This window comes from Bradyrhizobium sp. PMVTL-01 (genome assembly GCF_051861855.1).
Taxonomy (GTDB): Bacteria; Pseudomonadota; Alphaproteobacteria; order Rhizobiales; family Xanthobacteraceae; genus Bradyrhizobium.
In genome coordinates this window covers 7,755,811-7,780,014 of record NZ_CP193982.1, presented here as the reverse complement: position 1 = coordinate 7,780,014, position 24,204 = coordinate 7,755,811, and the positions used below count along the sequence as shown (strand labels likewise).

Here is a 24,204-nt window from a genome sequence, read left to right as displayed (position 1 = left end):
GGGGGCGCGCGTAGAGCGTCCCCCGGGATGCTTCTGCTTGTAGCCAAAGCGGGTCTGCACCTGCCGATCGGGTTGATCTACACAGCGCGCTGCTTGTCTCGTTCCTCGACGGTGGTCGCCGCTTCTTCCAGCTTCTTTTCGTAATTGCCCGCGAACTTCTCGATAGTATCGGCCCACATCCTCAGCATCGAGGCCTGAAAGTGGATCATCGGCTTCAAGGCATTCATGCCGATTGCTGTCGCTGCGGCGACGCGCCGTTGTGGATCGCGTGCGAGATCGTTTGTGGTAGCGGTCTTGTCTGCCATCGTACTCGCTCCTTCGCTCTGGGTGTTATGGCCTCAAGTCACCTGTGGTCGTGAATGCGTGCTCCTAAATGCTCGGCGAGAACCTGGTCTGCCGCGAGGCGCGCGCATTGGTCGTCATGCAGTTCACAATTTCTTCAAATAAGCGACCGCGGCTATTTGCAAGAGATCGAAGTCATCTTCGCCGACGTCGCCAAGATTGGCGACGTAGCGGTAGAGGGCGGAACGCCTGTTGTCATTCTCGCTGATGCCGCTATGGAGCAGCAAATAGTTCCGCCACGCGAATGCACACGCGCCTTCTCTGGCTTGAGAACTCATGGGACCTTCGACCTCCCAAAGCCAGAGAAAGATCGACGACGCGTTTCGTTCCGCGAATCTCTCAGTTGTAACGTTGTTCCGTAGCTGCGCCGCGAGGTGCTATCAGCCGGCTGCCGTTCGAGCGGTGGTTTGCCCTGATGATGTTGCGCGTGTTCCCTGAGAGCTTGTTGCGGAACGTACCGGACTTCGGGGCTGCATCTGCGCTAGACTAGAGTGCCGCAGCCGCCGATAGCAGGGTGCACGGCAACATCTGCGGCCATATCGATTTCGACATCGCCTCCCGAAAGTAAAGCGGACGCGGCAAGTTGTGGTGACGCCCTACAGCCGCTTGACCGCAACGACCTCGCTGCCGGCCGCCTTGATCCGCGCAATCGCCGGCTGGATCGGCTCGATGACGGTCGCCATGTGGTGCGCGTTGGCGTGAACCATCGAGCCGGGATCGCGGACGATCGCGACATGGCCCTTCCAGAAGATCAGATCGCCGCGCAGCAAGCCGCTTCGCTCGCGCGGCTCCAGCGCGCGGCCGAGGCCGGTCTGCTGCATGTCGCTGTCGCGCGGACAGCCGATGCCCGCGGCCGTTAGCGATACCTGCACCAGACCCGAGCAATCGATGCCGAGGTTGCTCTTGCCGCCCCACAGATAGGGCGTTCCGACGAAGCGCTCGGCCACGGTAACGAAATCCGGCTCGCGATGATCGAGCGGGACGAGATGCGTCTTCGGCACGAAGGTCCCATCGTGCATGACGGCGAAGCCGCCCTCCTCGCGTGCGACCGCAATTCTCGAGTCCAGTACGAGCGTGGCGGTCGGCGGCAGCTTGATGGAAGGACCGGGGAACGCGAACGTCCGCAGCGCGCTGACCTTGTGCGTCGGCGCAGCCGTAGGCTTCATCAGCGCGGCATCGGGCAGCCAGCCGACATAGCCATCGCCATTGAGCTGGCCCCAGGCCCAGCCCTCGCCGTTGCGATCGTAGACCGTGACACGCTCGCCGCGCAGCGCCTCGGTCATCAGCGTCGCGCCTGAGGAAGGCCGCTCGCGCACGGAAGCGATCGTCTCGACCACCTCGAACTCTTCGCCCTCGACGAAGCGTTGCGCCTCGACCCTGCCTTCGAGATATTTCGCGGCGAGGTCACCCCGCGCCGGCGTCAGCCGTGGGTCGTATCCTGGATCACGCATAGCGCTCGCTCAGCAATGCGTAGATGGCGCGCGCGGCCTGGCACTCGCCGCCTTCGGGCCGCGCCGGCTTGGCCGACGGCGTCCAGCCATAGATGTCGACATGCAGCCAGCTGCCGGCGTGCTCGACGAAGCGTTGCAGGAACAGCGCGCAGGTGATCGAGCCGGCGAAGCCGCCGGATGGTGCGTTGGTGATGGTGGCGATCTTGGAATCCAGCCAAGCATCGTAAGGCGGCCACAGCGGCATGCGCCACAACGGATCGTTCTCTTTTACCGCGCAGCGCGCGACCTCAGCGGCCAGCGTCTCATCATTGGTGTAAAAGGGCGGTAAATCCGGCCCCAGCGCGACACGCGCGGCACCGGTCAGCGTGCCCAGATCGATCAGCAGGTCGGGTTTTTCCTCATCGGCCAGCGCCAATGCGTCGGCGAGGACGAGCCGGCCTTCCGCATCCGTGTTGCCGATTTCGACCGTGATCCCTTTGCGCGAGGTAAAGATGTCAAGGGGGCGGAAGGCGTTGCCGGCGACCGCATTTTCCACCGCGGGGATGAGCACACGCAGCCGCACCTTCAGCTTCGCGTCCATCACCATGCGCGCCAGCGCCAGCACGTTCGCGGCGCCGCCCATGTCCTTCTTCATGATCAGCATGCCGCTCGACGGCTTGAGGTCGAGCCCGCCGGTGTCGAAGCAGACGCCCTTGCCGACCAGCGTCACCTTGGGATGGGCAGGATCGCCCCAGCCGATGTCGATCAGCCGCGGTGCGCGGTCGGAGGCCATGCCGACGGCATGGATCAGCGGGAAATTGGTCTTCAGATCCTCGCCGATGGTGCAGGCAAAGCTCGCGCCGAACTCGGCGGCGAGCGCTTGTGCGGCTGCGGCGAGCTGCTCCGGGCCCATGTCGTTGGAGGGCGTGTTGATGAGGTCGCGCGCCAGCATCGCAGCGTCCGCGATGCGATCGATCTCGGCAACCTCGACGCCGTCGGGCGGCACCAGCCGGACCTCGGGCCGATCGGCCTTGCGATAGCGGGAAAAGCGGTAGCGCCCCAATGCAAAAGCGAGCGCGGCGAGCCGCGCATCGTGCGGTGAATTGGCGAAGCGATAGGTCCCCGGCGGCAGCAGGCCGGGCAGGGCGCCCGGCCGGAACAGGTCGCGCGACCTTGCCCCATCGTCCTCAAGGCCGAACAGGACTTGTGTGATCGTCCCATCGGATGCGGGCAGCGCGAGATAGCCGCCGGGCTTGGCGGAATAGGCGCTGGCGGTCGCGAACTGGCGTTGGACCGGCGGCAGCGACTCACGCAACCCATCCCAGCTCGACTTGGTGACGAAGGTGATCGGAATGGCGGTCGAGGACGTCTCGAAGACAGAGGGCATTGGCGGGTCCGGATCGTCAGGTCAGGCAGGTCATGCGAACGCCAGAAGACTTCGCAGAGTTTTGCCATGGCCGCAATCGGCTTTGCCGTCACCGCTCGGTGAGCCGCTACTCGCAGCAGGTGGGCCATGCTAGGTTCCGGCAATGGCTGCCAGGTGTACGGAGATCGCCGGCAGCCGAAGGCGAGCCCTGCCGGGAGGAAATGCAATGGAATTTCTGTGGAGCGTGGTCACATTCATCGGCCAGGCCGTCGAGGCGATCTTTGGCTATGTCGAGCATCATCATTGGATCTTTGCCTTTCTTGCCGGCGGCTACGTCTTTTATCTTCACGATCGCTCCGTCCACGCACGCTTCGATGCCCTCGACAAGCGCGTCGACGAAATCCGCAAGCGGCTTGCCATCGAATATTGATCGGACGAAACGAACGCGGTGCGGCAGCTCTCGTATCCACGTTGAGAACTGCCGCTCATGAGAGCGCGCTCGCAGGGCTTTACTAGCGCTTCGGTTGTGGAGTTATTGGCCAGCACTTTAGATTGTAACCTGTGTTTCTGCACGCATCGAGCGCAGGTATGCAGCCGAGTAATCCCTGCCCGGGCGGCGTTAACCGGGCATTAGGGTTAACAGTCTATTGCTGGCGCGTTCGGCTCGATCCATCCGCTCGAGAGTCAAAGCGTCATGCGTCAACGGTTCAGTCCTGCCCGGCTTCTTGCGTCTGCCTCGCTCGTCGCGATGGTGGCGGTCAGCCTCGGCGGCTGCACGGCAATGTCAAAGCTCTCCGACGTCACGATCGGGTCGAGCGGGTCGCGCGCGGAGGCAGCGCCCACCGATCCCGCGCGCGCCATCGAAGTCTATGGCGAGCGCTACCGTGCCAATCCCAAGGACGCCGAAGCCGCGCTCGGCTATGGCCAGGCCCTGCGCGCCAACGGCCAGCGCGCCCAGGCCGCCGCCGTGCTCGAGCAGGCGACCATCGCCAATCCCGGCAACAAGCCGCTGCTCGCCCAATACGGCCGTGCGCTCGCCGACAACGGCAATTTCCAGCAGGCCTTCGACGTGCTGTCGAAGGCGCATTCGCCCGACAATCCGGACTGGCGCCTGCTCTCGGTGCAGGGCACGGCACTCGATCAGATGGGCCGTCACGAGGAGGCGCGTTCCTATTATGCGAGCGCGCTCAAGATCGCACCGGGCGACCCCGGCGTGCTCTCCAATCTCGGCCTGTCCTACATGCTGTCGAGGGATCTGCCCAAGGCCGAGGAAGCACTGCGGCAGGCCTATGCGTCGCCGCGGGCCAGCAGTCGGGTGCGGCAGAACCTCGGTCTGGTCGTCGGTCTCCAGGGCCGCTTCGCCGAGGCCGAGACCATCGTGAAGGCGGACCTGCCGCCGGACCAGGCCGCCGCCAACGTCGCTTATCTCAAGGACATGCTGAACCGCAGCGAGGGCCAGCGCGGCGCGCCGAAGCGGACCCCGGTCGCCTCGCTCAGCCAGTCCGACTGATCGTCCCTGATCGCCTTGGCCTGACTTCACGGAACGCGGACCGCGCGCGGTCCGCCTTTCGCGTCATTGCAGCTCGGAGATCTTGATGCCGGTTGGCCCGAGAATGACGACGAACAGCACCGGCAGGAAGAACAGGATCATCGGCACCGTCAGCTTCGGCGGCAGCGCCGCGGCCTTCTTCTCGGCCTCGTTCATGCGCATGTCGCGGTTTTCCTGCGCCATGACGCGCAGCGAGTGCCCGAGCGGAGTGCCGTAACGTTCCGCCTGCTGAAGCGCCAGACACACCGATTTGACGCCCTCGAGCCCGGTGCGCCGCGCCAGGTTCTCGTAGGCCACCTTGCGGTCCTGCAAATAGGACAGTTCGGCGGTGGTCAGCGCGAACTCTTCCGACAGCGCGATCGACTGGCCGACGATCTCGGCGGCGACCTTCCGGAACGCCATTTCGACCGACATGCCGGATTCGATGCAGATCAGCAGCAGGTCCAGCGCGTCGGGAAAGGCGCGCCTGATCGAGAGCTGGCGCTTGGAGATGGCGTTCTTGAGGAACAGCATCGGCGCCTGCAGGCCGGCATAGGCGGCACCGATGCAGATACCGATCTTGACCGGCAGCGGCTTGTCCATGTGCGCGATCAGGAACACGTACAGGATCGAGCCCATGAACAGCACGAGCGGAGCGACCATGCGCGCAAACAGGAAGGTGATGTAGGGCGCCTGGCCGCGGTAGCCCGCCATGATGAGCTTGTCGCGGGCGGCTTCCTGCGCGAGCCATTTGGTGAGATTGAAGTCCTCGACGACCTTGGAGACGATCTGCTTCGGCGTCTGGCGCAGCGAGACCTTCTCGTTCTTGTTGAGGCGGTCGCGCTCGCGCTGCCGGATGCGTTCGCGTTCGCTTGCGACCGCCTTCATGCGCTTGGAGAGGCCTTCACCGGCAAACAGCGGCATCACCAGCGTATAGACGGTGGCGCTGGCGGCGATGGCCGCCAGCAGCATGGTCATGAAGCGGACGTCATGAAGTTTCGAAACGAGAAATTCGACCATGCGCCACCGTCAGAAATCGAAGTTGATCATCTTCTTCATCACCATGACGCCGATCGACATCCAGATGACGCAGCCGACCAGCATGAGCTGGCCGGTAGGATGGGTCCACAGCAGCGAGATGTAGTGCGGCGTCGTGAGATAGACGAGGAACATCACGATCGGCGGCAGCGAGCCGATGATGCCGGCAGAGGCCTTGGCTTCCATCGACATCGCCTGGATCTTTTCCTTCATCTTCTTGCGGTCGCGCAGCACCTTCGAGAGGTTGCCGAGCGCTTCGGAGAGATTGCCGCCCGACTTCTGCTGGATCGAGATGACGATCCCGAAGAAATTGGCTTCCGGCAGCGGCATGCGTTCGTAGAGGCGCGAGCAGGCTTCGCCGAGCGGCATGCCGATCGCCTGCGTCTCGATGATCGCCAGGAACTCGCTGCGCAGCGGCTCGGGCGAATCGGCGGCGACGACCTTGATCGATTCGAACAGCGGCAGGCCCGCCTTGATGCCGCGGACGATCACGTCGACGGCGTCGGGCAGCGCCTGCAGGAATTTGGCTTCTCGACGCTTCTTCAGGAAGCCGAGTGCCCAGCGCGGCAGGCCGAGGCCGCCGGCAAAGGCAAGGCCGGCGGCGCCGAGCAGGCCGCCGCCGACGAACATGGCGGCCGTGAACAGCACGCCCGCCACGACGGCGGACACGATCCAGAATTTCTGCGGTGTCCAGTCCAGCCCTGCCTGGGACAGGCGGACGCTGAGCGGAACGCTCTTTTCCTGCTGACGCCGTGCTTCGAGATCCTTGAGCGAGTTCTCGACCTGCTCGCGGCGCGATCGCTGGCTCTTTTCGGCCTGCTTGGTCGCCGGCGCGTCGGCGCGCGCGATCGAGGCGCGCCGGTTCTCCGCCTGCCGTTCTCCCGATAGCAGCGGATAGAGGAAGACCCAGGCGATGCCGCCTACGGCGGCGGTGGCGAGGAAGGCGAGGGCGAGGACCTGCATGTTCATGGCGTCGCTGACCCGCTCATTTCGTCGGCGCCACTTCCGCAGCGTCCAGCGCGGCGGCAAGGCGCTTCTCGTCGCCGTAATAGCGGGCGCGTTCCCAGAACCTCGGACGGCCGATGCCGGTCGAGCGGTGCCGGCCGATGATCTTGCCGTTGGCGTCCTCGCCGATCAGGTCGTAGACGAAGATGTCCTGGGTGATGATGGTGTCGCCTTCCATGCCCATCACCTCGGTGATGTGGGTGATGCGGCGCGAACCGTCGCGCAGGCGCGCCGCCTGGACGATGACGTCGATCGAGGCGCAGATCATCTCGCGGATGGTGCGCGAGGGCAGGGAGAAGCCGCCCATCGTGATCATGGATTCGCAGCGCGAGAGCGCCTCGCGCGGATTGTTGGCGTGCAGCGTGCCCATCGAGCCGTCATGGCCGGTGTTCATGGCCTGCAGCAGGTCGAACGCTTCGGGTCCGCGGACTTCGCCGACGATGATCCGCTCAGGACGCATACGCAGGCAGTTGCGCACCAGCTCGCGCATGGTGACCTGGCCCTCGCCCTCGATGTTGGGCGGGCGGGTCTCGAGGCGCACCACATGGGGCTGCTGCAGCTGGAGCTCGGCGGCGTCCTCGCAGGTGATGATGCGCTCGTCGTGCTCGATGTAGTTGGTAAGGCAGTTGAGCAGCGTGGTCTTGCCAGAACCGGTACCGCCGGAGATCAGTACGTTGCAGCGGACGCGGCCGATGATCTGGAGGATCTCGGCGCCTTCCGGCGAGATCGCGCCGAACTTGACGAGCTGGTCCAGCGTCAGCTTGTCTTTCTTGAACTTGCGGATGGTGAGCGCGGGCCCGTCGATCGACAGCGGCGGCACGATCGCATTGACGCGGGAGCCGTCGGCGAGGCGTGCGTCGCAGATCGGCGATGATTCGTCGACGCGCCGGCCGACCTGGCTGACGATGCGCTGGCAGATGTTGAGGAGCTGCTGGTTGTCGCGGAAGCGGATGCCGGTACGCTGGATCTTGCCGGCGACCTCGATGTAGACCGTGTTGGCGCCGTTGACCATGATGTCCGCGATGTCGTCGCGCGACAGCAGCGGCTCCAGCGGACCATAGCCGAGCACGTCGTTGCAGATGTCGTCGAGCAGCTCCTCCTGCTCGGCGATCGACATCACGATGTTCTTGATCGCGATGATCTCGTTGACGATGTCGCGGATTTCCTCGCGGGCCGATTCAGAATCGAGCTTGGCGAGCTGGGCGAGGTCGATCGCCTCGATCAGCGCGCCGAAGATGGTCGCCTTGACCTCGTAATAATTGTCAGAGCGCCGGTTCTCCATGGGAGGCGGCGGCGGGGCTTTGATCGGGGCGAGCGGCGGTGAGGCGACGGCCGGCGGGGGCGGGGCGCGCGACACCGTCGGCGCCGGAGCCGCGACAGGCTCTGGCGACACGGCGCCGGGCTTGGGGGCCCGTAGGTCGGTGTCTGTTCCGCTACGCTTACCGAACACTTAACGACTCCATGCGGCGGCTTATTTTCCCCGCAACTTCTCAATCAGGGGTGAAAGCAAGGACGACTTTTGTTTCTTCGTCTCGCTGCGGCCGGTCAGGCGCTGGGCGATCTGGAGGAACATCTCGATCGACTTGTGGTTGGCGGAGATCTCCGCGATCATCTGGCCGTTGTTGGCTGCCGAGCCGAAGATCTGCGGCTCGAACGGGATCGAGACGACCGGCTGGCTCTCGATCGCCTTGGCGAACTCGGTGGCGGCTATTTCGGGCCGCTTGGGGACGCCGACCTGGTTCAGGCAGTAGAGCGGCGGCCGGTCGTTCGGGCGCGAGGCCTTCAGCAGATCGAACAGGTTCTTGGTATTGCGCAGATTGGCGAGGTCGGGCGCCGCCACGATCAGGATGTCGTCGGCGCCGATCAGGGCGCGCTTGGTCCAGCCCGACCATTGGTGCGGGATGTCGAGTACGATGCACGGCATGGTTGAGCGCAACGTGTCGAACACGGCATCGAAGGCGTCGGTGCCGAAATCATAGACCCGGTCGAGCGTCGCCGGCGCCGCCAGCAGGCTGAGGTGGTCGGTGCATTTCGACAGCAGGCGGTCGATGAAGGCAGTATCGACGCGATCGGGCGAGAACACCGCGTCGGCAATGCCCTGCGGCGGGTCCTGATTGTAGTCGAGCCCGGCGGTGCCGAAGGCGAGGTCGAGATCGGCCACCACCGCGTCCATGGCGAGATCGCGCGCGATCGCCCAGGCGACGTTGTGGGAGATCGTAGATGCGCCGACGCCGCCCTTGGCGCCGACCACCGCGATGATGCGGCCGACCGCCTTGGCTTCCGGTGCGGAGAACAGGTTGCAGATCGAGCGTACGACGTCGATGGGGCCGACCGGCGCGAGCACGTAGTCGCTGACGCCGCGACGCACCAGCTCGCGATAGAGCGTGACATCGTTGATGCGGCCGATCACCACGACGCGGGTGCCGGCGTCGCAGACGGTGGCGAGCTGGTCGAGGCCGCCCAAGAGGTCGTTGCGGCCATCGCTCTCGAGCACGATCACGTTCGGCGTGGGCGCCGAGCGGTAGGCTTCGATCGCGGCCGCCATGCCGCCCATCTGGATCTTGAGGTGGGCCTTGCCGAGGCGGCGATCCTCGCCGGCCGATTGCACCGCGGCAGCGGTCTCCACGGTCTCGCAGAAAGCCTGGACCGAAACGCGCGGCGCTGGCGCAATATGCTCCTCGACCGGCGGGAGCGATGCTTCCGGCTGCTCTTCTTGGGGCTGGCGAGCGTAACTGATCATCTGCCGGTGTCGCTGAGTTTGGCCTTTTCGGCTTCAGGATACATGACTGCCGTCGGAGTTCCCTTGCGGTACTTCTCGAAGAAGGCAGTGCGCCGCGTCGTGTAGGACGGCGTTTCCGGACGCGGCTGCTCGAGGTCCGCCGGGTTGTCGACCATGGCGGCCATGTTGCGCTGATAGGCGCAGCCGTAATTGTAATAGTCCTTGTTCTCGAACCAGCGCTTGTTCTTCATCGAGGGGCCGATGTCCTCCGGCCACAGACCGCAGGGACCCGCGACCGCGGCGATCCTGGAATAGGTCAGCCGGATCGGCGGCAGGAAGCGCTTGTCTTCCGGCTGGTAGGAGCGGGTGATGATGCCGCGTGGGGGAACGCCCGCGGCCGTCAGCAGGGCCTGGATCTCACGCATCGACCCCGAGGCCGGGCGCGCATTCGGCGTACCGGACGGCACGTCGATATGGATGGCGCCGGTGCCTTCGTGCAGCCAGGCCGATGCCAGGCCCATCACGTCGGCGCGCTGGGCGGCGGTCAACCCGCCGCGGGCGTGGCCGACGAAGACGACGATCGAGCGGTTCTGCTCCTCGACCGCGATCGGGTGACGCTGCTTGTAGTCGTCGGGAATGGAGGCGGTCGTCACCTCGTCGTGCTGGCAGCCGCCGAGCGCAAGCGCGATGCCGACGAGCGCGCCACCGAAGCCGATGGCGCGTTTGCGAAGCTGGGGTGGTCTTGTGATCATCTTGAAGTCCCCGTTCCGCCTCAGTCGGTGATGAAGCCGTAGGTGCCACGGTAGTTCCGGGCCGGTTCGGTCCGGCCGGGCACGCCATAGATGCGGTTGATGTTGCCGATCAGTTCGGCCTGCGGGTCGGCAGGCGCGGCGAAGCCGTCATCCGGCCGCGACAGATCCTTCGGCGCCGCCGCGCGAACGACATAGGGCGTCACGATCACGGCCAGCTCGGTCGCGTTGTTGACGAAGTCGCGGCTGCGGAACAGCGTGCCAAGGACCGGAAGCTGCATCAGGCCCGGCAGTCCGCTCACCGCCTGCTTGGTCTGCTGCTGGATCAGGCCGGCCATCGCCATCGCTCCGCCGGAGGGAATTTCCAGCGAGGTTTCGGCGCGGCGGGTCCGGATCGAGGGTACCGTCACCGAGTTCACCGACGTCGAGGTCACGGCCTGCGACAGCGTGATCGAATTCTCGTTCGAAAGCTCCGAGACTTCGGTCATCACGCGCAGGCTGATCTTGCCTTCGGTCAGAACCACCGGAGTGAAGTTGAGCGAGATGCCGAACTTCTTGAAGCTGATCTGGGTGGTACAGACATGCGTGGTGGGATCGCACGCATAGCCTGCGGGGACCGGGAATTCGCCGCCCGCGATGAAGGTCGCCGACTCCCCGGAGATCGCGGTCAGGTTCGGCTCCGCCAGCGTCCGGATCACGCCGGCGGCCTCCATCGCGCGCAGGGTGGCCTGCACCGAGGGCGTCGCGCCGAACCTGGTGGTCAGGTTGTTGCCGTCCACGAGATTGTGGCCGAGCGCGGTGAACGGGTTGGAATTGGTGAAGCTCACCACCGAGGTGCCGTAGTTCAGGTTCGCCGAGAGGTCGATGCCGAGCTGCTTGACGATGTTGCGCTGGACCTCGGCCACCGTCACCTTCAGCATGACCTGGTCGCGGCCGCGGACCACGATCGAGTTCAACACCTTGTCGGCGCCGCCGGCGAGCCGCGCGGCGAGTTCGTTGGCCTGCTGCGCCTCCATTGGACTCGCCACGCTGCCGCTCAGCACGACACCCTCGCCGAGCCCGTCGATCTGGATGTCGGAATTGGGCAGGACCTGCTTCAATGCGGCGCGCACGCCGTTGAGGTCGCGCTTGACCGCGATGTCGTAGGCCGCGATCTGCTGTCCGGCGGAATCGAAGAACACGATGTTGGTCTGGCCGACCGAGGCGCCGATGATGTAGGCGCGCTGCGCCGAGCGCACCACTGCGTTGGCGATCTTGGGGTCGGCGACCAGCACGTCCTTGATGTCGCGCGGCAGGTCGATCACGATCGACTTCCCGACGCCGAGCGAAAGGAAACGCGCGTTCATCTGGCTGTCGGCGGCGGCCGGCGCCACGGGGCGGTAGTCGGCGGCGACCGCGGGGGTCGGCGCCGAGTTGAGCACCAGCGCCAGGGCGGCCGAGTACGACAGGGCGCGGACCACGGTGGTTCGCATCGTCGGCAAATCAACCCTGCATTTCATATCGACTGCCCTCATCGTGCCTTTGCCGTCGCGCTCGGGATACCGTAGCGAATGATCGAAACGCCATCGCGCTTCTGTGCGGAATCATCGAGCGTGATTTCGCTCATCTTGACGTCGACGATGCTGCGCAGCGCCAGCGACAGCGTGCCGCTCTGCCGCGCGGTGGACAGCGTCGCCGTCTGTGCGGGATTGAGCTCGAGGGTGACGGTCTTGCCGACCACCGCGTTCTGGCCGTCCTTTTCCTTCGGCGCCTGGTCGATGGCCAGGACGCGAATGTTGGCCAGGATGATCTCGGAGGTGACGATGTCGGGGGCGCCGCTGCCTTGGTCGGGGTTCTTGAGGCGGCGGGTCAGAAGCACGTCGACGCGATCGTTGGGCAGGATGAAGCCGCCTGCGCCGGTCTCGGGCGAGATTTCGGTCGAGATCGCGCGCATGCCGGTGGGCAGGATTGCCGCCATGAAGCCGGAGCCCTCCGGCTTGACCAGCTTCTGGTCGCGGATCGGCTCACCCTGGATGAAGGGGGCGCGCGCGATCGAGCCCGTCACCTGGGTCGCGGCCTCCGGGCGCTCGTTGCGGCGGATGAAGGTGGCGCTGGCGCTCGCGGCTGGCCAGGTCTGCCATTGCACGTCTTCAGGCTTGACGGTCTGGCCGAGGCCGATGTCATTCTTGGCCACCAGCACGTCGACGGTCGGAAGCTGCGCGACCGGAGCCGGCGGAGGCGGCGCAGAACTGTCCGAGCCGCTCGCCAGGTACGCGGCGACACCGCCGGCGCAGATGGCGACCGCCAGGACGACAATGCGTGCCCTATTCATACGCTTCACTTTCCAACAAGCCGCCGCGACGCTGCCGCCGCCGTAATCGGCAGTTGACCAGCTATTCGTCAAAGCATGGTTAATGAGGCGTATCTAAATCGCCTTAACGCCGGGTTTACCCGAGGCGTTCAGCGCAGGGCGAGGTGAGCGAGGTCGATCGCCTTCACCCATTCGGTCTCCGGGTAGACCATCAGCGCACTCAGCGCGAGCGCGATGCCGTAGGGAATGCCGCTCTCCTTGGCGTGCAGCCGTGCAAGCCAGGCCTGGCCCGCGAGGCCGTAGGGCAGCGGCCATTGCCGGAGCTGGAGCAGGAGCAGCGTCAGCGCTCCGCCGAAGAGCGAGGCGTAGAGCAGGAAGTTCATCAGATGCGCGAAGCCGAACCAGAGCGCGACGGAGGCTGCGACCTTGGCGTCGCCGCCGCCGATCCAGCCCATCGCGAAGCAGGTGAAGGCCACGACCAGCAGAAGCGCGCCGGCGCCGACATGCGTGAGCATCTCATAAGGTGCCATGCCACCGGCGAAGGCGAGCACGAAGAAGCCTGCGACCAGCGCCAGCGACACACGGTTCGAGATGGTCATCGTGAAGAGATCGCTCGCAGCGGCGAACGCCATCAGGGCCGGGAAGAGCAGGAGGCGCGCAAGGTCGAGGATCATGGGCTGCGTCTTGAGGCCTGGGTTGTCGCGGGATCTGGCGTCGCGCGATGCTAGCCGGCAGTGCTAAACAAACCGACAACGGCAGCAGCGGCCTGGACGGGCGATGGCCCGCCAGAGTCATGCTCACCAGAGGCTCGCGATGCGCGCGGCGAGCGCGATCGTTGCGAGCAGCAGCGCAAGGCACACCCAATAGGCCGGCGAGCCGTTCGGCGCCGCCTGCGCCTCGCTCGCCGCAACCGAGGCATCGGTTCTGTACTTGCGCAACGCCACTGGAACTCGCCGTACTCGCAAAAACAAAAGGCCCCGGAGGTCCGGGGCTTTGCCGTCGTTTGTCGGTCGCTTACTTCAGCGAAGAGCTGATCGAGCCGAACTTGGTGTTCAGCGTGCTGCCGAGGTTGTTGACGACGGTGATGATGGCCAGCGCGATGCCGGCGGCGATCAGGCCGTATTCGATGGCGGTGGCGCCGGATTCATCCTTGGCGAAACGTGCAATCAAGTTCTTCATGAACAAACTCCGTCTTGGGTGGGATCGCCTCGTTCGGCGCTGTCGTTGACGCGATGACCATGAGAGCCGAGCTCTTTCGGTGGAGTTAATTCGATCGCGTAAACCCGATCGCTGCGCGATGCTTTTGCCCAGAGTGAATTTCGCCTTAAGGCACCCGTCGAAACTCGCTCCCGTTCCGGACGCGCTGCAACTGCGTCGATAGGCTTCACCCTCCCTTAAATTTCGCGGAGTAGGCGTAGGAAGACCAGCAATTCGGAAGAGAGGCGACGATGTCGAGCCTGCCAATGCAAGTCGCCCTGATGCTCGGCGAGACCATCGCGAAGGTGGTCCCCGTCACCTTCGTTCTCGCGCTGGTCTTCACGGTGCTCGAGCATTTCTGGGCCTGCAATCCGGGCGTGCCGTGGTGGCGCAAGCGGGAGATCGTCACCGACATCTGCTACTGGTTCTTCGTCCCCGTATTCGCCCGGACCATGCGAATCGGGCTCCTGATCGTCGGGGCGGGCGTCTTCTTCAACATCCACGACGCCGACGGTCTCATCGCCTTCTACGACAACGGCCACGGCCCGCTGGCGCAACTGCCGCTCTGGGTTCAGGCCGCGCTGTTCCTGGTGCTGTCGGACTTCATGCTGTACTGGCTGCACCGGCTCTTCCATGGCGGCGAGTTCTGGAAGTACCACGCGATCCATCACTCCTCCGAGGAGATCAGCTGGATTTCGGCGGCCCGCTTCCATCCCGTCAATCTCGTGCTCGGCACGATCGGGGTCGATGTCGTGCTGCTGATGGCCGGCATCTCCCCGAACGTCATGATCTGGGTTTCCCCGTTCACGACGTTCCATTCGGCATTCGTGCACGCCAACCTGAACTGGACGTTCGGGCCGTTCAAATACGTGCTGGCGACGCCGGTATTCCACCGCTGGCACCACACCCCGCTCGAAGAGGGTGGCGACACCAATTTCGCCGGGACGTTCCCGATCTGGGACGTGCTGTTCGGCACCTTCCGCATGCCGGAGGGGAAACTGCCACAGGACTACGGCAAGGACGAAGCGACCATGCCGAAGGAGATCGGAGGGCAGCTTGCCTATCCGTTCCGCCGCTAAAGCATGATCCGGAAAAGTGCGAAGCGGTTTTCCGGAAAGATCATGCGTAAACAACAATCCAAAGCGTGATGATGATTTATCCCAATCTCGTCGCGCTTTAGGGTGCATCCGAGCGGCAAATCGTCAGTCCGTTCAAACAATAGTCGGCGAGTTTGCGGAACATTCACGAATTGAAGGCAGGTTAGCGAGGTCGGGCACCGGCTCCGCTGTATCTCCTTCTGCCGGTTTGTGACGTCCCGGGGGTAAGAGTATGCGTAAACAACTGCTGCGCCGCCATGCGCGCGTCTGTCTTCTGGTTGCGTCCACGGCGCTGGCATGGCCTTCTGCCGGCCTTGCCGAATCCACCGCCGACACCATCGCCGTCAATGTCGACCAGGCCAAGCTGGTCCGGCTGCCCGGCAAGGTGGCGACCATCGTGGTCGGCAATCCCCTGATCGCCGACGTCACGCTCCAGCCCGGCGGCATGATCGTCGTGACCGGAAAGGGCTACGGCGCCACCAATTTCATCGCGCTCGACCGGGCGGGCGAGATCCTGGTCGATCGCCAGATCCAGGTCGAAGGCCCGAGCGACCGGGTCGTGACCGTCTATCGCGGGGTTGAGCGCGAGTCCTACAGCTGCCTGCCGCTTTGCCAGCGCCGCGTGACGCTGGGCGACAGCGACAGCTACTTCAGCACCACGATGGGCCAGGCCGGTTCGCTGAGCAGCAATGCCAGCGGCAACGCCAGCGCGGGTGCCAAGACCAACTAGCAAGACCAACTAGCAAGACCAACTAGCCAGTCAGATCGGCGAGGTGCTTGGGCAGGATCAGTGTGCCTGCACGACCTACTGAGGCGTCGCTCGTCCAACATGAGAAAAGGCCGTGCGTCGCGCACGGCCTTTTCCATCGTTGATTTCGCTTGCTCGTTCGAGCCGATCCGGACTGAAGGTCCGTGGGCTCAGCCGGCGGAGCGAAGGTTGTCGGCGGCCGACTTGCCGGACCGGCGATCGGCGACGATCTCGTAGGAGATCTTCTGGCCTTCGCGCAGCGTGCCGAGGCCGGCGCGCTCGACGGCGCTGATGTGCACGAATACGTCCTTGCCGCCATCGTCGGGCTGGATGAAGCCGAAGCCCTTGGTCGCGTTAAACCACTTCACGGTTCCCATGCTCACGGGGTAGTTCCCTCTCAGATAAACAATGTAAAAGCCCGCTCGCGCGGACGGGTTAGATCGAATTTCTGGAAGGGTCGTCAGCGTGTCTGAACCGGCTGTACCGGTGGATGCCAATGTCGTCCGGCCGAAAATCGATTAATTCATTTTATTGGAAATGAGGCTTCAAAACAATCGTGAGGTGCACGATTTTTTGATCCGCCGCGGTGAGCGCGGCAGATCAGCATTTAGGTCGGATTTTACTTCCACGCTTGCGCGCGGATCGGCGTTTCGGCGCTTAGCGGCGGCGGAACTGGCCACCGCGCTGCGGCCCACCGCGTGGCGGTCCGCCCGGCGTTGCGGGACGCTCATCCTTGTGGCGGAAAATCAGCCGGCCCTTCTCGAGGTCGTAGGGCGACATCTCCACCGTCACGCGGTCGCCCGCGAGCGTCTTGATACGGTTCTTCTTCATCTTGCCGGCGGTGTAGGCGACGATCTCGTGTCCGGCGTCGAGCTGCACGCGGTAGCGGGCATCGGGGAGGATTTCGGTGACCAGTCCTTCGAACTGGATCAGCTCTTCCTTAGCCATTGATATCTCCAGGTCGTGGACGGCTAGTGCGAATAGGGTTTGCGGGTCGATTGGCCGTTCGGCCGACTCTCACGGCGCAGAAAGGCCACGCCTTGTATCCCATCAGGCCTGCCGGCGCTATGCGCGGGACGCTGTTCCGACCGATCGGTTTGCGAATGTCCCAGCTTATTAGCGCCGGAGCGGCGGCGACGGGACCCCTTCGAGGCGTTCTGGCCGTCGTTGAATCGTCCGTCGACATGCCGCGCATCGCCGCCGTGGCGGCCTTCACCGGGGCGTCCGTCGCCCTGCTTGCCGGCGCTATGGTGACGTCCGTCGCCGTGCCTTTCGTCGGCCCGACGTCCGTCCCCGTGCCGTGCGCCTTGCGGACGCTGGCCGGGGCGGCCTCCGCGGCCATGTCTTTGCTGCGGCGCGGGAGGACCCGCATCGCGGCGGCCGGCATCGGTGCGGAGGTCTTCGCGCGGCAGCGCCACCTTGATCAGCCGCTCGATGTCGCGGAGGTAGCTGAGCTCCTCCCCGCCGGCGACCAGCGAGATCGCGGTGCCGTCGGCCCCGGCGCGTGCGGTACGGCCGATGCGGTGGACATAGGTCTCGGGCACGTTGGGCAGGTCGAAATTGATGACGTGGGTGATGCCGTCGACGTCGATGCCGCGGGCAGCGATGTCGGTGGCAATCAGGGTGCGGATTTCACCGGAGCGGAACTGCGCCAGGGTGCGCTCGCGATGGTTCTGCGACTTGTTGCCATGGATGGCGCTGGCGGGGATGCCGGCCTTTTCGAGCGTCTTCACGACCTTGTCGGCACCGTGTTTGGTGCGGGTGAAGACCAGCGCACGGTTGATCGGCTCGTCCTGCAGCAGCTTGGTCAGGAAGCCGGGCTTGGCCGAGAAGTCGACCTGCAGGATGCGTTGATTGATCCGCTCGGCGGTCGAGGAGACCGGGGTCACCGCGACGCGGGCGGGATCGCGCAGCATGGAGTCCGCGAGCTCGGCGATGTCCTTCGGCATGGTGGCCGAGAAGAACAGCGTCTGCCGCTTGATCGGCAGCTTGGCGACGATTTTGCGGATGTCGTTGATGAAACCCATGTCGAGCATGCGGTCGGCCTCGTCGAGCACCAGGAATTCAACGCTCGAGAGCTTCAATCCGTTGCTCTGCACGAGGTCGAGCAGGCGGCCGGGCGTGGCGACCAGCACGTCGACGCCCTGCATCAGGGCCCGGACCTGGCGGCCCATCGGAACGCCGCCGATGGCGAGGGTCGAGGACAGCCGGATGTGGCGGCCATAGGCGCTGAAGCTGTCGAGGATCTGCCCCGAAAGCTCGCGGGTCGGCGACAGCACCAGGACGCGGGCGGTCTTGGGCTGCGGCTTGATGCGGTTCTCGAGCAGGCGGTGCAGGATCGGCAGCGCGAAGGAGGCGGTCTTACCGGTGCCGGTCTGGGCGATGCCGACAACGTCGCGGCCGGTCAGCGCCAGCGGGATGGTCTGGGCCTGGATCGGGGTTGGGGTGACGTAATTCTCTTCACGAAGAGCGCGCGCGATGGGTTCGGCGAGGCCGAAGTCCTGAAACGAAGTCAAAAGATGGGTTCTTTCCATGTGAAAAGCGGGCGCCCGGCGCATTCAGCGCGGCGCGCGCAAAAGGGTGTCGAGAAGACACCTGCGTGTTTGGGGTGTCGGATGGCTTGGATGATATGGGGCAAGCCAGAGGCCCGGAGGGGGCTTAAGAACACGCGGCTCGCTACGACCCCTTGATTCGCAAGAGGTCTCGGCCGTTCATATGGAACATCGACGGGGCGCTTTCAAGGCAAGTCCGCCTCAAACCGAGGTCGCAATGCAGAAATAATTGTGCCGGAAATTTAGACAGAATTACCATTCTGGTCAAAAAATGGGCTGTATGCCCCATGAGCATACATTTCGTCCGCTTAAGTTTTGAGCATTGTGACTGCGGCGAAACTTTGATTTTTGCCGAATTCCGAAGCGAAATCAATATATTGCGGCGTGTTCAGCCCATGGCATGGTTCTTGCGATTCGATTAATCGCAGGCGGCCGTGGGGCCGTTTCGCAGCGTCTTTTCACGTCTGCGTCAGGGAGATGATACCAAATGCTTACCAAATCCACTCGCGATAGAGCGGCGTCATTTAGCCGCCGCGGCGTGCTCGCCGCGACCGCCGGACTGATGCTCGGTCTGGCCTCATTGACCGGCGCCAAGGCCGCGGACGACACCATCAAGGTCGGCGTGCTTCACTCCCTCTCCGGCACCATGGCCATCAGCGAGACCACGCTGAAGGACACCATCCTCTTCCTGATCGACGAACAGAACAAGAAGGGCGGCGTGCTCGGCAAGAAGCTCGAAGCCGTCGTGGTCGATCCCGCCTCGAACTGGCCGTTGTTCGCCGAGAAGGCGCGCGAGCTGATCACCAAGGACAAGGTCTCGGTCGTGTTCGGCTGCTGGACCTCGGTGTCGCGCAAGTCGGTGCTCCCGGTGTTCAAGGAGCTCAACAACATCCTGTTCTACCCCGTGCAGTACGAGGGCGAGGAGAGCGAGCGCAACGTGTTCTACACGGGTGCTGCGCCGAACCAGCAGGCGATTCCCGCCGTCGACTATCTGATGAAGGAAGAGAAGGTGAAGCGCTGGGTGCTCGCGGGCACCGACTACGTCTATCCGCGCACCACCAACAAGATCCTGGAAGCCTATCTGAAGTCGAAGGGTGTCGCCCAGGAAGACATCATGATCAACTACACGCCGTTCGGTCACTCCGACTGGCAGACGATCGTGGCCGACATCAAGAAGTTCGGCTCGGCCGGCAAGAAGACCGCGGTGGTCTCGACCATCAACGGCGACGCCAACGTTCCGTTCTACAAGGAGCTCGGCAACCAGGGCATCAAGGCGAAGGACATCCCGGTGGTGGCGTTCTCGGTGGGTGAGGAAGAACTCGCCGGCATCGACACCAAGCCGCTGGTCGGCCATCTCGCCGCCTGGAACTACTTCCAGTCGATCAAGACCAAGGACGGGTCGAACGAGAAGTTCATCAAGGATTGGCAGGCCTACACCAAGAATCCGAAGCGCGTCACCAACGATCCGATGGAAGCGCACGTGATCGGCTTCGCCATGTGGGTGAAGGCGGTCGAGAAGGTGAAGTCGACCGATCCGGACAAGGTGATCGATGCGCTACCCGGCATCGAGGCGCCGAACCTGACCGGCGGCGTGTCGAAGATGCTGCCGAACCACCACATCACCAAGCCGGTGTTCATCGGCGAGATCAAGGGCAACGGCCAGTTCGACGTGGTCTGGAAGACCCCGGGCCTCGTGGCGGGCGACGCCTGGTCGAAGGAGCTCGACGGTTCCAAGGACCTGATCGGCGACTGGGTCGGCAAGAAGTGCGGCAACTTCAACACCAAGACGAACAAGTGCCTCGGCTCGGGCTCCTGATCCGGGTCTGACATCCACTGCACGATCGGGGGAAGGCGGCGATGCCGCCGCCTTCTCCACCCATTTCTGCCGGGGTCATTCACAGTGCCAGCCAAATTGCCCGCCCGTCTCTGTTCGCTGCTGCTCTCGTTGCTTCTGATTGCGTTCGCACTGCCGGCCTTTGCGGGTCCGTTCGAGGATGCGGTCGCCAAATTCGCCAACGACGATTTTTCCGACACGGAAGAGGCGATCGGTGCGGTCGCAAGCAGCGGCAACAAGCTGGCTTTTCCCATTATCAGCGCGCTCCAGGACGGCCGGTTGATGGCCGATTCTGACAACAAGAAGGTCTACGTCACCGGCACCGACGGTAAGTCGATCGACGCCGCGACCGGCGAGGCCGTCGCCAGCGTTCCCGACAGTGCGAGTGCGGTCCGTCTCAACAACCGCCTGCGCCGCAGCGTCGATGCCGCACTCGGCAGCCTGACGTTGCAGTCGCCGGATGTCGGAACGCGCCTGCAGGCCGCGCAATCCGTCTTCAAGTCGCACGAGGAAACCGCGCTCGAGGCGGTCGATGCCGCGCTCACCAAGGAAACCAACAAGTCCGTCAAGGCTGCGCTCGGCGAGGCCCGCGCGGCGATCCTGCTGTTCAAGTCCGATGCCACGGAGGTCGAGAAGCTCGAGGCGGTCGCCACCCTCAAGGCGCGCGGCGACCAGGAGGCGATGGCGCTGCTCACCGGCATGGGCGACCAGCCGCCCTCGGTGACCAAGGCTGCAGCCAGTGCAATCAGCTCGATCCAGTCTTCGCTCGCGGTCTGGTCCACGGTGCAGAACGCCTGGTACGGCCTGTCGCTCGGCTCGGTGCTGCTGCTCGCCGCGATCGGGCTTGCCATCACCTTCGGCGTGATGGGCGTCATCAACATGGCCCATGGCGAGATGGTGATGATCGGCGCCTACACCACGTTCGTGGTGCAGGAGGTGATCCGTACCCGCTATCCCGCCTTGTTCGACTATTCGCTGCTGATCGCCGTGCCGCTCGCCTTTCTGGTCGCGGGCGCGATCGGCGTCTTGATCGAGCGCAGCATCATCCGCTTCCTCTATGGCCGTCCGCTGGAGACGCTGCTCGCCACCTGGGGCCTGTCGCTGGTGCTGCAGCAGGCGGTGCGCACCATGTTCGGCCCGACCAACCGCGAGGTCGGCAATCCTTCCTGGATGAGCGGCGCTTTCGAGCTCGGCCAGATCACCATCACCTATAACCGGCTCTGGATCCTCTGCTTCACGCTGGCCGTCTTCGCGATCCTGCTCGCGATGTTGCGCTACACCGCGCTCGGTCTCGAAATGCGCGCGGTGACGCAGAACCGTCGCATGGCGGCCTCGATGGGCATCGCCACCTCGCGCGTCGACGCGCTCACCTTCGGGCTCGGCTCGGGTATTGCCGGCATCGCCGGCGTGGCGCTGTCGCAGATCGACAATGTCAGCCCCAATCTCGGCCAGAGCTACATCATCGACAGTTTCATGGTCGTGGTGTTCGGCGGCGTGGGTAATCTCTGGGGGACCCTCGTGGGCGCCTTCACGCTCGGTATCGCCAACAAGTTCCTGGAGCCGGTCGCCGGCGCCGTGCTCGGCAAGATCGCGATCCTCGTTCTCATCATCCTGTTCATTCAAAAGCGCCCGCGCGGCCTGTTCGCGCTCAAGGGCCGTGCGGTGGAAGCATGACCCCTCACATGCTGACGCGATCGCTGGACCGTGGCGCGACGATCTTCCTGCTCGTTGTCGCCGCGCTCGGCGTGCTGATCCCGCTGTCCAACCTGCTGCTGCCTGCCGGCTCGTTCCTGCAGGTGCCGACCTATCTCGTCGCGCTCTGGGGCAAATATGTCTGCTACGCGATTCTGGCGCTCGCGATCGACCTGATCTGGGGCTATTGCGGCATCCTCTCGCTCGGCCACGGCGCCTTTTTCGCGCTCGGTGGCTACGCAATGGGCATGTACCTGATGCGGCAGATCGGCACCCGCGGCGTCTACGGCAATCCGATCCTTCCGGACTTCATGGTGTTCCTGAACTGGCAGAAGCTGCCCTGGTACTGGTACGGCTTCGACATGTTCTGGTTCGCCGCGCTGATGGTGCTGGTCGTGCCCGGCCTGCTCGCCTTCTGCTTTGGCTGGCTCGCGTTCCGCTCCCGCGTCACCGGCGTTTATCTGTCGATCATCACCCAGGCGATGACCTATGCGCTGCTGCTCGCCTTCTTCCGCAATGATTTCGGCTTCGGCGGCAACAACGGCCTGACCGACTTCAAGGACATTCTGGGCTTCAACGTGCAGGCCGAAGGCACCCGCGCGGCGCTGTTCGCGCTGAGCTGCCTGGCCCTGATCGTCGGTTTCCTGATCTGCCGCGCGATCGTCTCCTCCAAGCTCGGCAAGGTGCTGATCGCCGTGCGTGACGCGGAATCGCGCACGCGGTTCCTCGGCTACCGCGTCGAATCCTACAAGCTGTTCGTGTTCACGGTGTCGGCCTGCATGGCCGGCGTCGCCGGCGCGCTCTACGTGCCGCAGGTCGGCATCATCAATCCGTCCGAATTCGCGCCGGGCAATTCGATCGAGGCGGTGATCTGGGTCGCGGTCGGCGGCCGTGGCACGCTGGTCGGCGCCGCGCTCGGCGCCGTCGTCGTCAACTACGCCAAGACGTTCTTCACCTCGGGCGTGCTGGCGCCGTACTGGCTGTTCATGCTGGGCGCGCTGTTCATCCTGGTGACGCTGCTGCTGCCCAAGGGCATCGTCGGCACCTTCAATGCCTGGTGGGCCTCGTCGAAGGAGAAACGCGCCGCCGCGACCATGATGAGCGCCGCAGCCGAAGACGGCGTTACCGAACCCAAGATGGCGGAGTAAGCGGTCATGAACGTCATGGACACCCGCGCGACCTCCGCGATGCTCTATCTGGACGGCGTGCACGTCTCCTTCGACGGCTTCCACGCCATCAACAATCTGTCGCTGACGCTCGGCCCCGGCGAGATGCGCGCCATCATCGGTCCGAACGGCGCCGGCAAGACCACGATGATGGACATCATCACCGGCAAGACCAAGCCGGACGAGGGCACCGTGCTGTTCGACGGAGTCACCGACCTGACGCGGCTCGACGAGACCCGTATCGCCGAGCTCGGCATCGGCCGCAAATTCCAGAAACCGACCGTGTTCGAGAGCCAGACGGTGCAGGACAATCTCCTGCTCGCGCTCAATGTCGACCACTCCGTCCGCGGCACGCTGTTCTGGCGCGGCAGCAAGGCGGAGTCCGAGCGTATCGACAAGGTGCTGGAGACGATCCGCCTCACCGAGGCCCGCAACCGTCTCGCCGGCAGCCTCAGCCACGGCCAGAAGCAGTGGCTCGAGATCGGCATGCTGCTGGCGCAGGATCCGAAATTGCTGCTGGTCGACGAGCCCGTCGCGGGGATGACCGACGTCGAGACGCATCTCACCGCCGAACTGCTCAAGGAGATCAACAAGACCCACACCGTCATGGTGGTCGAGCACGACATGACGTTCGTGCGCGAGCTCGGCGTCAAGGTCACCTGCCTGCACGAAGGTACGGTGCTCGCGGAAGGTACCATCGACCAGGTTTCGTCGAACGAGCGGGTCATCGAAGTCTATCTGGGACGCTGAGCGATGCTTGAGGTCAAGGACATCAACCTGTTCTACGGCGCGGCGCAGGCGCTGCGCGGCGTCTCGATCTCGGCCGAGCCCGGCAAGGTGACCTGCGTGCTCGGGCGCAATGGCGTCGGCAAGACGTCGCTGCTGCGCGCCATGGTCGGGCAATATCCGATCTCCTCGGGCGCGATCGTGTTCGACGGCAGCGACATCACCGGCCTCAAGCCCTACGAGCGGGCGCGCAAGGGCATCGGCTTCGTGCCGCAGGGTCGCGAGATCTTTCCGCTGCTGACGGTCGAGGAGAACCTCAAGACCGGCTTCGGCCCGCTCAAGCGCGAGGACAAGCACATTCCGGACGACGTGTTCTCGCTGTTTCCGGTGCTGCAATCCATGCTCGGCCGGCGCGGCGGCGACCTCTCGGGCGGCCAGCAGCAGCAGCTCGCGATCGGCCGCGCGCTGGTGATGCGGCCAAAACTGCTTTTGCTCGACGAGCCGACTGAAGGCATCCAGCCCTCGATCATCAAGGACATCGGCCGCGCCATCTCGTACCTGCGCAACCTCGGCAACATCGCCATCGTGCTGGTCGAACAATATCTCGACTTTGCCTGTGAACTCGGCGACAGTTTCGCGGTGATGGATCGCGGCGCGGTGAAATTCACCTGCGACCGCTCCAGTCTCGACGCGAGCGAAATCAGCCGCCAGATGGCGCTGTAAGC

At 64.5% G+C, this 24,204-nt stretch carries 26 protein-coding genes; 9 read left to right on the top strand and 17 right to left on the bottom strand.

What is annotated here, in order from left to right; translation table 11 throughout:
* Positions 1-77 precede the first annotated feature (77 nt).
* The 4 genes from ACRQ5Q_RS37505 to ACRQ5Q_RS37490 all read right to left on the bottom strand — a co-directional run bounded on the left by ACRQ5Q_RS37505 (position 78) and on the right by ACRQ5Q_RS37490 (position 3,159).
* Positions 78-305 (bottom strand): hypothetical protein, encoded by a 228-nt coding sequence (locus ACRQ5Q_RS37505; RefSeq protein WP_439370594.1) that lies wholly within the window; start codon positions 303-305, stop codon positions 78-80.
* A 123-nt stretch (positions 306-428) separates the two neighbouring features.
* Positions 429-620, bottom strand: a complete 192-nt coding sequence (locus tag ACRQ5Q_RS37500; RefSeq protein ID WP_439394847.1) for a hypothetical protein — start codon at positions 618-620, stop codon at positions 429-431.
* Between the two features lie 318 nt (positions 621-938).
* Positions 939-1,793 (bottom strand): C40 family peptidase, encoded by an 855-nt coding sequence (locus tag ACRQ5Q_RS37495; RefSeq protein WP_439394845.1) that lies wholly within the window; start codon positions 1,791-1,793, stop codon positions 939-941.
* Positions 1,786-3,159, bottom strand: coding sequence for a leucyl aminopeptidase family protein (locus tag ACRQ5Q_RS37490; protein WP_439394843.1), 1,374 nt, complete (start codon positions 3,157-3,159; stop codon positions 1,786-1,788). The genes ACRQ5Q_RS37495 and ACRQ5Q_RS37490 overlap by 8 nt, the downstream gene beginning before the upstream one ends.
* Positions 3,160-3,364: 205 nt before the next feature.
* Between ACRQ5Q_RS37490 and ACRQ5Q_RS37485 the strand changes: the two genes are divergently transcribed.
* A complete protein-coding gene (locus ACRQ5Q_RS37485) occupies positions 3,365-3,568 on the top strand; it encodes a hypothetical protein (RefSeq protein WP_018646585.1) in 204 nt (67 codons plus the stop codon).
* A 264-nt stretch (positions 3,569-3,832) separates the two neighbouring features.
* Positions 3,833-4,648: a tetratricopeptide repeat protein gene (locus tag ACRQ5Q_RS37480; protein WP_439394841.1), complete on the top strand. Its 816-nt coding sequence runs from the start codon at positions 3,833-3,835 to the stop codon at positions 4,646-4,648.
* Between the two features lie 63 nt (positions 4,649-4,711).
* On the opposite strand, the gene ACRQ5Q_RS37475 is transcribed toward ACRQ5Q_RS37480, so the two are convergent.
* From ACRQ5Q_RS37475 to ACRQ5Q_RS37430, 10 genes are all read right to left on the bottom strand, one after another.
* Entirely contained in the window at positions 4,712-5,686 is a 975-nt protein-coding gene (locus ACRQ5Q_RS37475; RefSeq protein ID WP_439394839.1) for a type II secretion system F family protein, read from the bottom strand.
* A gap of 9 nt (positions 5,687-5,695) precedes the next feature.
* The gene (locus ACRQ5Q_RS37470) at positions 5,696-6,673 is read right to left on the bottom strand and encodes a type II secretion system F family protein (protein WP_439394838.1); all 978 of its coding nucleotides are present in this window, start codon (positions 6,671-6,673) and stop codon (positions 5,696-5,698) included.
* Between the two features lie 16 nt (positions 6,674-6,689).
* Positions 6,690-8,159, bottom strand: a complete 1,470-nt coding sequence (locus tag ACRQ5Q_RS37465) for a CpaF family protein (protein ID WP_439370586.1) — start codon at positions 8,157-8,159, stop codon at positions 6,690-6,692.
* A gap of 21 nt (positions 8,160-8,180) precedes the next feature.
* Positions 8,181-9,449: an AAA family ATPase gene (locus ACRQ5Q_RS37460; RefSeq protein ID WP_439370585.1), complete on the bottom strand. Its 1,269-nt coding sequence runs from the start codon at positions 9,447-9,449 to the stop codon at positions 8,181-8,183.
* A complete protein-coding gene (locus tag ACRQ5Q_RS37455; protein WP_439370584.1) occupies positions 9,446-10,180 on the bottom strand; it encodes a CpaD family pilus assembly protein in 735 nt (244 codons plus the stop codon). Before ACRQ5Q_RS37455 ends, ACRQ5Q_RS37460 begins: the two co-directional genes overlap by 4 nt.
* Before the next feature lie 20 nt (positions 10,181-10,200).
* Entirely contained in the window at positions 10,201-11,676 is a 1,476-nt protein-coding gene (locus ACRQ5Q_RS37450) for a type II and III secretion system protein family protein (RefSeq protein WP_439394836.1), read from the bottom strand.
* Positions 11,677-11,687: 11 nt separating this feature from the next.
* Positions 11,688-12,488, bottom strand: coding sequence for a Flp pilus assembly protein CpaB (gene cpaB / locus ACRQ5Q_RS37445; RefSeq protein WP_439370582.1), 801 nt, complete (start codon positions 12,486-12,488; stop codon positions 11,688-11,690).
* Positions 12,489-12,616: 128 nt separating this feature from the next.
* Complete coding sequence (locus tag ACRQ5Q_RS37440) at positions 12,617-13,141, bottom strand: A24 family peptidase (protein WP_439370581.1); 525 nt, start codon at positions 13,139-13,141, stop codon at positions 12,617-12,619.
* A gap of 123 nt (positions 13,142-13,264) precedes the next feature.
* A complete protein-coding gene (locus tag ACRQ5Q_RS37435) occupies positions 13,265-13,411 on the bottom strand; it encodes a hypothetical protein (RefSeq protein ID WP_439370580.1) in 147 nt (48 codons plus the stop codon).
* Positions 13,412-13,481: 70 nt separating this feature from the next.
* On the bottom strand, positions 13,482-13,646 hold the full coding sequence (locus ACRQ5Q_RS37430; RefSeq protein ID WP_018646598.1) for a Flp family type IVb pilin: 165 nt from the start codon (positions 13,644-13,646) through the stop codon (positions 13,482-13,484).
* Positions 13,647-13,915: 269 nt separating this feature from the next.
* Between ACRQ5Q_RS37430 and ACRQ5Q_RS37425 the strand changes: the two genes are divergently transcribed.
* A complete protein-coding gene (locus ACRQ5Q_RS37425; RefSeq protein ID WP_439370579.1) occupies positions 13,916-14,743 on the top strand; it encodes a sterol desaturase family protein in 828 nt (275 codons plus the stop codon).
* Between the two features lie 250 nt (positions 14,744-14,993).
* Complete coding sequence (locus ACRQ5Q_RS37420) at positions 14,994-15,491, top strand: pilus assembly protein N-terminal domain-containing protein (RefSeq protein ID WP_439394834.1); 498 nt, start codon at positions 14,994-14,996, stop codon at positions 15,489-15,491.
* Between the two features lie 188 nt (positions 15,492-15,679).
* On the opposite strand, the gene ACRQ5Q_RS37415 is transcribed toward ACRQ5Q_RS37420, so the two are convergent.
* The 3 genes from ACRQ5Q_RS37415 to ACRQ5Q_RS37405 form a co-directional block, all read right to left on the bottom strand.
* Complete coding sequence (locus tag ACRQ5Q_RS37415; protein WP_011084262.1) at positions 15,680-15,892, bottom strand: cold-shock protein; 213 nt, start codon at positions 15,890-15,892, stop codon at positions 15,680-15,682.
* Positions 15,893-16,166: 274 nt separating this feature from the next.
* Positions 16,167-16,457 carry a translation initiation factor IF-1 gene (gene infA, locus ACRQ5Q_RS37410; protein ID WP_439370577.1) on the bottom strand — a complete coding sequence of 97 codons (291 nt, stop codon included), beginning with the start codon at positions 16,455-16,457 and terminating at the stop codon, positions 16,167-16,169.
* Positions 16,458-16,480: 23 nt separating this feature from the next.
* Positions 16,481-18,067, bottom strand: a complete 1,587-nt coding sequence (locus tag ACRQ5Q_RS37405; protein WP_439394833.1) for a DEAD/DEAH box helicase — start codon at positions 18,065-18,067, stop codon at positions 16,481-16,483.
* A 481-nt stretch (positions 18,068-18,548) separates the two neighbouring features.
* On the opposite strand from ACRQ5Q_RS37405, the gene urtA reads away from it, so the two are divergent.
* The 5 genes from urtA (at position 18,549) to urtE (ending at position 24,202) form a co-directional block, all read left to right on the top strand.
* On the top strand, positions 18,549-19,877 hold the full coding sequence (gene urtA / locus ACRQ5Q_RS37400; protein ID WP_183247104.1) for an urea ABC transporter substrate-binding protein: 1,329 nt from the start codon (positions 18,549-18,551) through the stop codon (positions 19,875-19,877).
* Positions 19,878-19,961: 84 nt separating this feature from the next.
* Entirely contained in the window at positions 19,962-21,569 is a 1,608-nt protein-coding gene (gene urtB, locus ACRQ5Q_RS37395; RefSeq protein ID WP_439370574.1) for an urea ABC transporter permease subunit UrtB, read from the top strand.
* Positions 21,566-22,735: an urea ABC transporter permease subunit UrtC gene (gene urtC / locus ACRQ5Q_RS37390; RefSeq protein ID WP_439370573.1), complete on the top strand. Its 1,170-nt coding sequence runs from the start codon at positions 21,566-21,568 to the stop codon at positions 22,733-22,735. The genes urtB and urtC overlap by 4 nt, the downstream gene beginning before the upstream one ends.
* A 6-nt stretch (positions 22,736-22,741) precedes the next feature.
* On the top strand, positions 22,742-23,503 hold the full coding sequence (urtD, locus tag ACRQ5Q_RS37385; RefSeq protein ID WP_439370572.1) for an urea ABC transporter ATP-binding protein UrtD: 762 nt from the start codon (positions 22,742-22,744) through the stop codon (positions 23,501-23,503).
* Between the two features lie 3 nt (positions 23,504-23,506).
* Entirely contained in the window at positions 23,507-24,202 is a 696-nt protein-coding gene (gene urtE, locus ACRQ5Q_RS37380; RefSeq protein ID WP_439394831.1) for an urea ABC transporter ATP-binding subunit UrtE, read from the top strand.
* Positions 24,203-24,204: the final 2 nt, after the last annotated feature.

What these genes read in the sequence shown, in the direction of transcription:
- ACRQ5Q_RS37500 (WP_439394847.1), bottom strand. Translation starts at nt 620, where the DNA reads ATGAGTTCTCAAGCCAGAGAAGGCGCGTGTGCATTCGCGTGGCGGAAC.
- urtE (WP_439394831.1), top strand. Translation starts at nt 23,507, where the DNA reads ATGCTTGAGGTCAAGGACATCAACCTGTTCTACGGCGCGGCGCAGGCG.
- ACRQ5Q_RS37455 (WP_439370584.1), bottom strand. Translation starts at nt 10,180, where the DNA reads ATGATCACAAGACCACCCCAGCTTCGCAAACGCGCCATCGGCTTCGGT.
- ACRQ5Q_RS37470 (WP_439394838.1), bottom strand. Translation starts at nt 6,673, where the DNA reads ATGAACATGCAGGTCCTCGCCCTCGCCTTCCTCGCCACCGCCGCCGTA.
- urtC (WP_439370573.1), top strand. Translation starts at nt 21,566, where the DNA reads ATGACCCCTCACATGCTGACGCGATCGCTGGACCGTGGCGCGACGATC.
- ACRQ5Q_RS37490 (WP_439394843.1), bottom strand. Translation starts at nt 3,159, where the DNA reads ATGCCCTCTGTCTTCGAGACGTCCTCGACCGCCATTCCGATCACCTTC.
- urtA (WP_183247104.1), top strand. Translation starts at nt 18,549, where the DNA reads ATGCTTACCAAATCCACTCGCGATAGAGCGGCGTCATTTAGCCGCCGC.
- cpaB (WP_439370582.1), bottom strand. Translation starts at nt 12,488, where the DNA reads ATGAATAGGGCACGCATTGTCGTCCTGGCGGTCGCCATCTGCGCCGGC.
- ACRQ5Q_RS37460 (WP_439370585.1), bottom strand. Translation starts at nt 9,449, where the DNA reads ATGATCAGTTACGCTCGCCAGCCCCAAGAAGAGCAGCCGGAAGCATCG.
- ACRQ5Q_RS37495 (WP_439394845.1), bottom strand. Translation starts at nt 1,793, where the DNA reads ATGCGTGATCCAGGATACGACCCACGGCTGACGCCGGCGCGGGGTGAC.
- ACRQ5Q_RS37485 (WP_018646585.1), top strand. Translation starts at nt 3,365, where the DNA reads ATGGAATTTCTGTGGAGCGTGGTCACATTCATCGGCCAGGCCGTCGAG.
- ACRQ5Q_RS37425 (WP_439370579.1), top strand. Translation starts at nt 13,916, where the DNA reads ATGTCGAGCCTGCCAATGCAAGTCGCCCTGATGCTCGGCGAGACCATC.
- ACRQ5Q_RS37450 (WP_439394836.1), bottom strand. Translation starts at nt 11,676, where the DNA reads ATGAAATGCAGGGTTGATTTGCCGACGATGCGAACCACCGTGGTCCGC.
- urtD (WP_439370572.1), top strand. Translation starts at nt 22,742, where the DNA reads ATGAACGTCATGGACACCCGCGCGACCTCCGCGATGCTCTATCTGGAC.
- ACRQ5Q_RS37420 (WP_439394834.1), top strand. Translation starts at nt 14,994, where the DNA reads ATGCGTAAACAACTGCTGCGCCGCCATGCGCGCGTCTGTCTTCTGGTT.
- ACRQ5Q_RS37440 (WP_439370581.1), bottom strand. Translation starts at nt 13,141, where the DNA reads ATGATCCTCGACCTTGCGCGCCTCCTGCTCTTCCCGGCCCTGATGGCG.
- ACRQ5Q_RS37505 (WP_439370594.1), bottom strand. Translation starts at nt 305, where the DNA reads ATGGCAGACAAGACCGCTACCACAAACGATCTCGCACGCGATCCACAA.
- ACRQ5Q_RS37475 (WP_439394839.1), bottom strand. Translation starts at nt 5,686, where the DNA reads ATGGTCGAATTTCTCGTTTCGAAACTTCATGACGTCCGCTTCATGACC.
- ACRQ5Q_RS37405 (WP_439394833.1), bottom strand. Translation starts at nt 18,067, where the DNA reads ATGCGCCGGGCGCCCGCTTTTCACATGGAAAGAACCCATCTTTTGACT.
- ACRQ5Q_RS37430 (WP_018646598.1), bottom strand. Translation starts at nt 13,646, where the DNA reads ATGAAGAACTTGATTGCACGTTTCGCCAAGGATGAATCCGGCGCCACC.
- ACRQ5Q_RS37480 (WP_439394841.1), top strand. Translation starts at nt 3,833, where the DNA reads ATGCGTCAACGGTTCAGTCCTGCCCGGCTTCTTGCGTCTGCCTCGCTC.
- infA (WP_439370577.1), bottom strand. Translation starts at nt 16,457, where the DNA reads ATGGCTAAGGAAGAGCTGATCCAGTTCGAAGGACTGGTCACCGAAATC.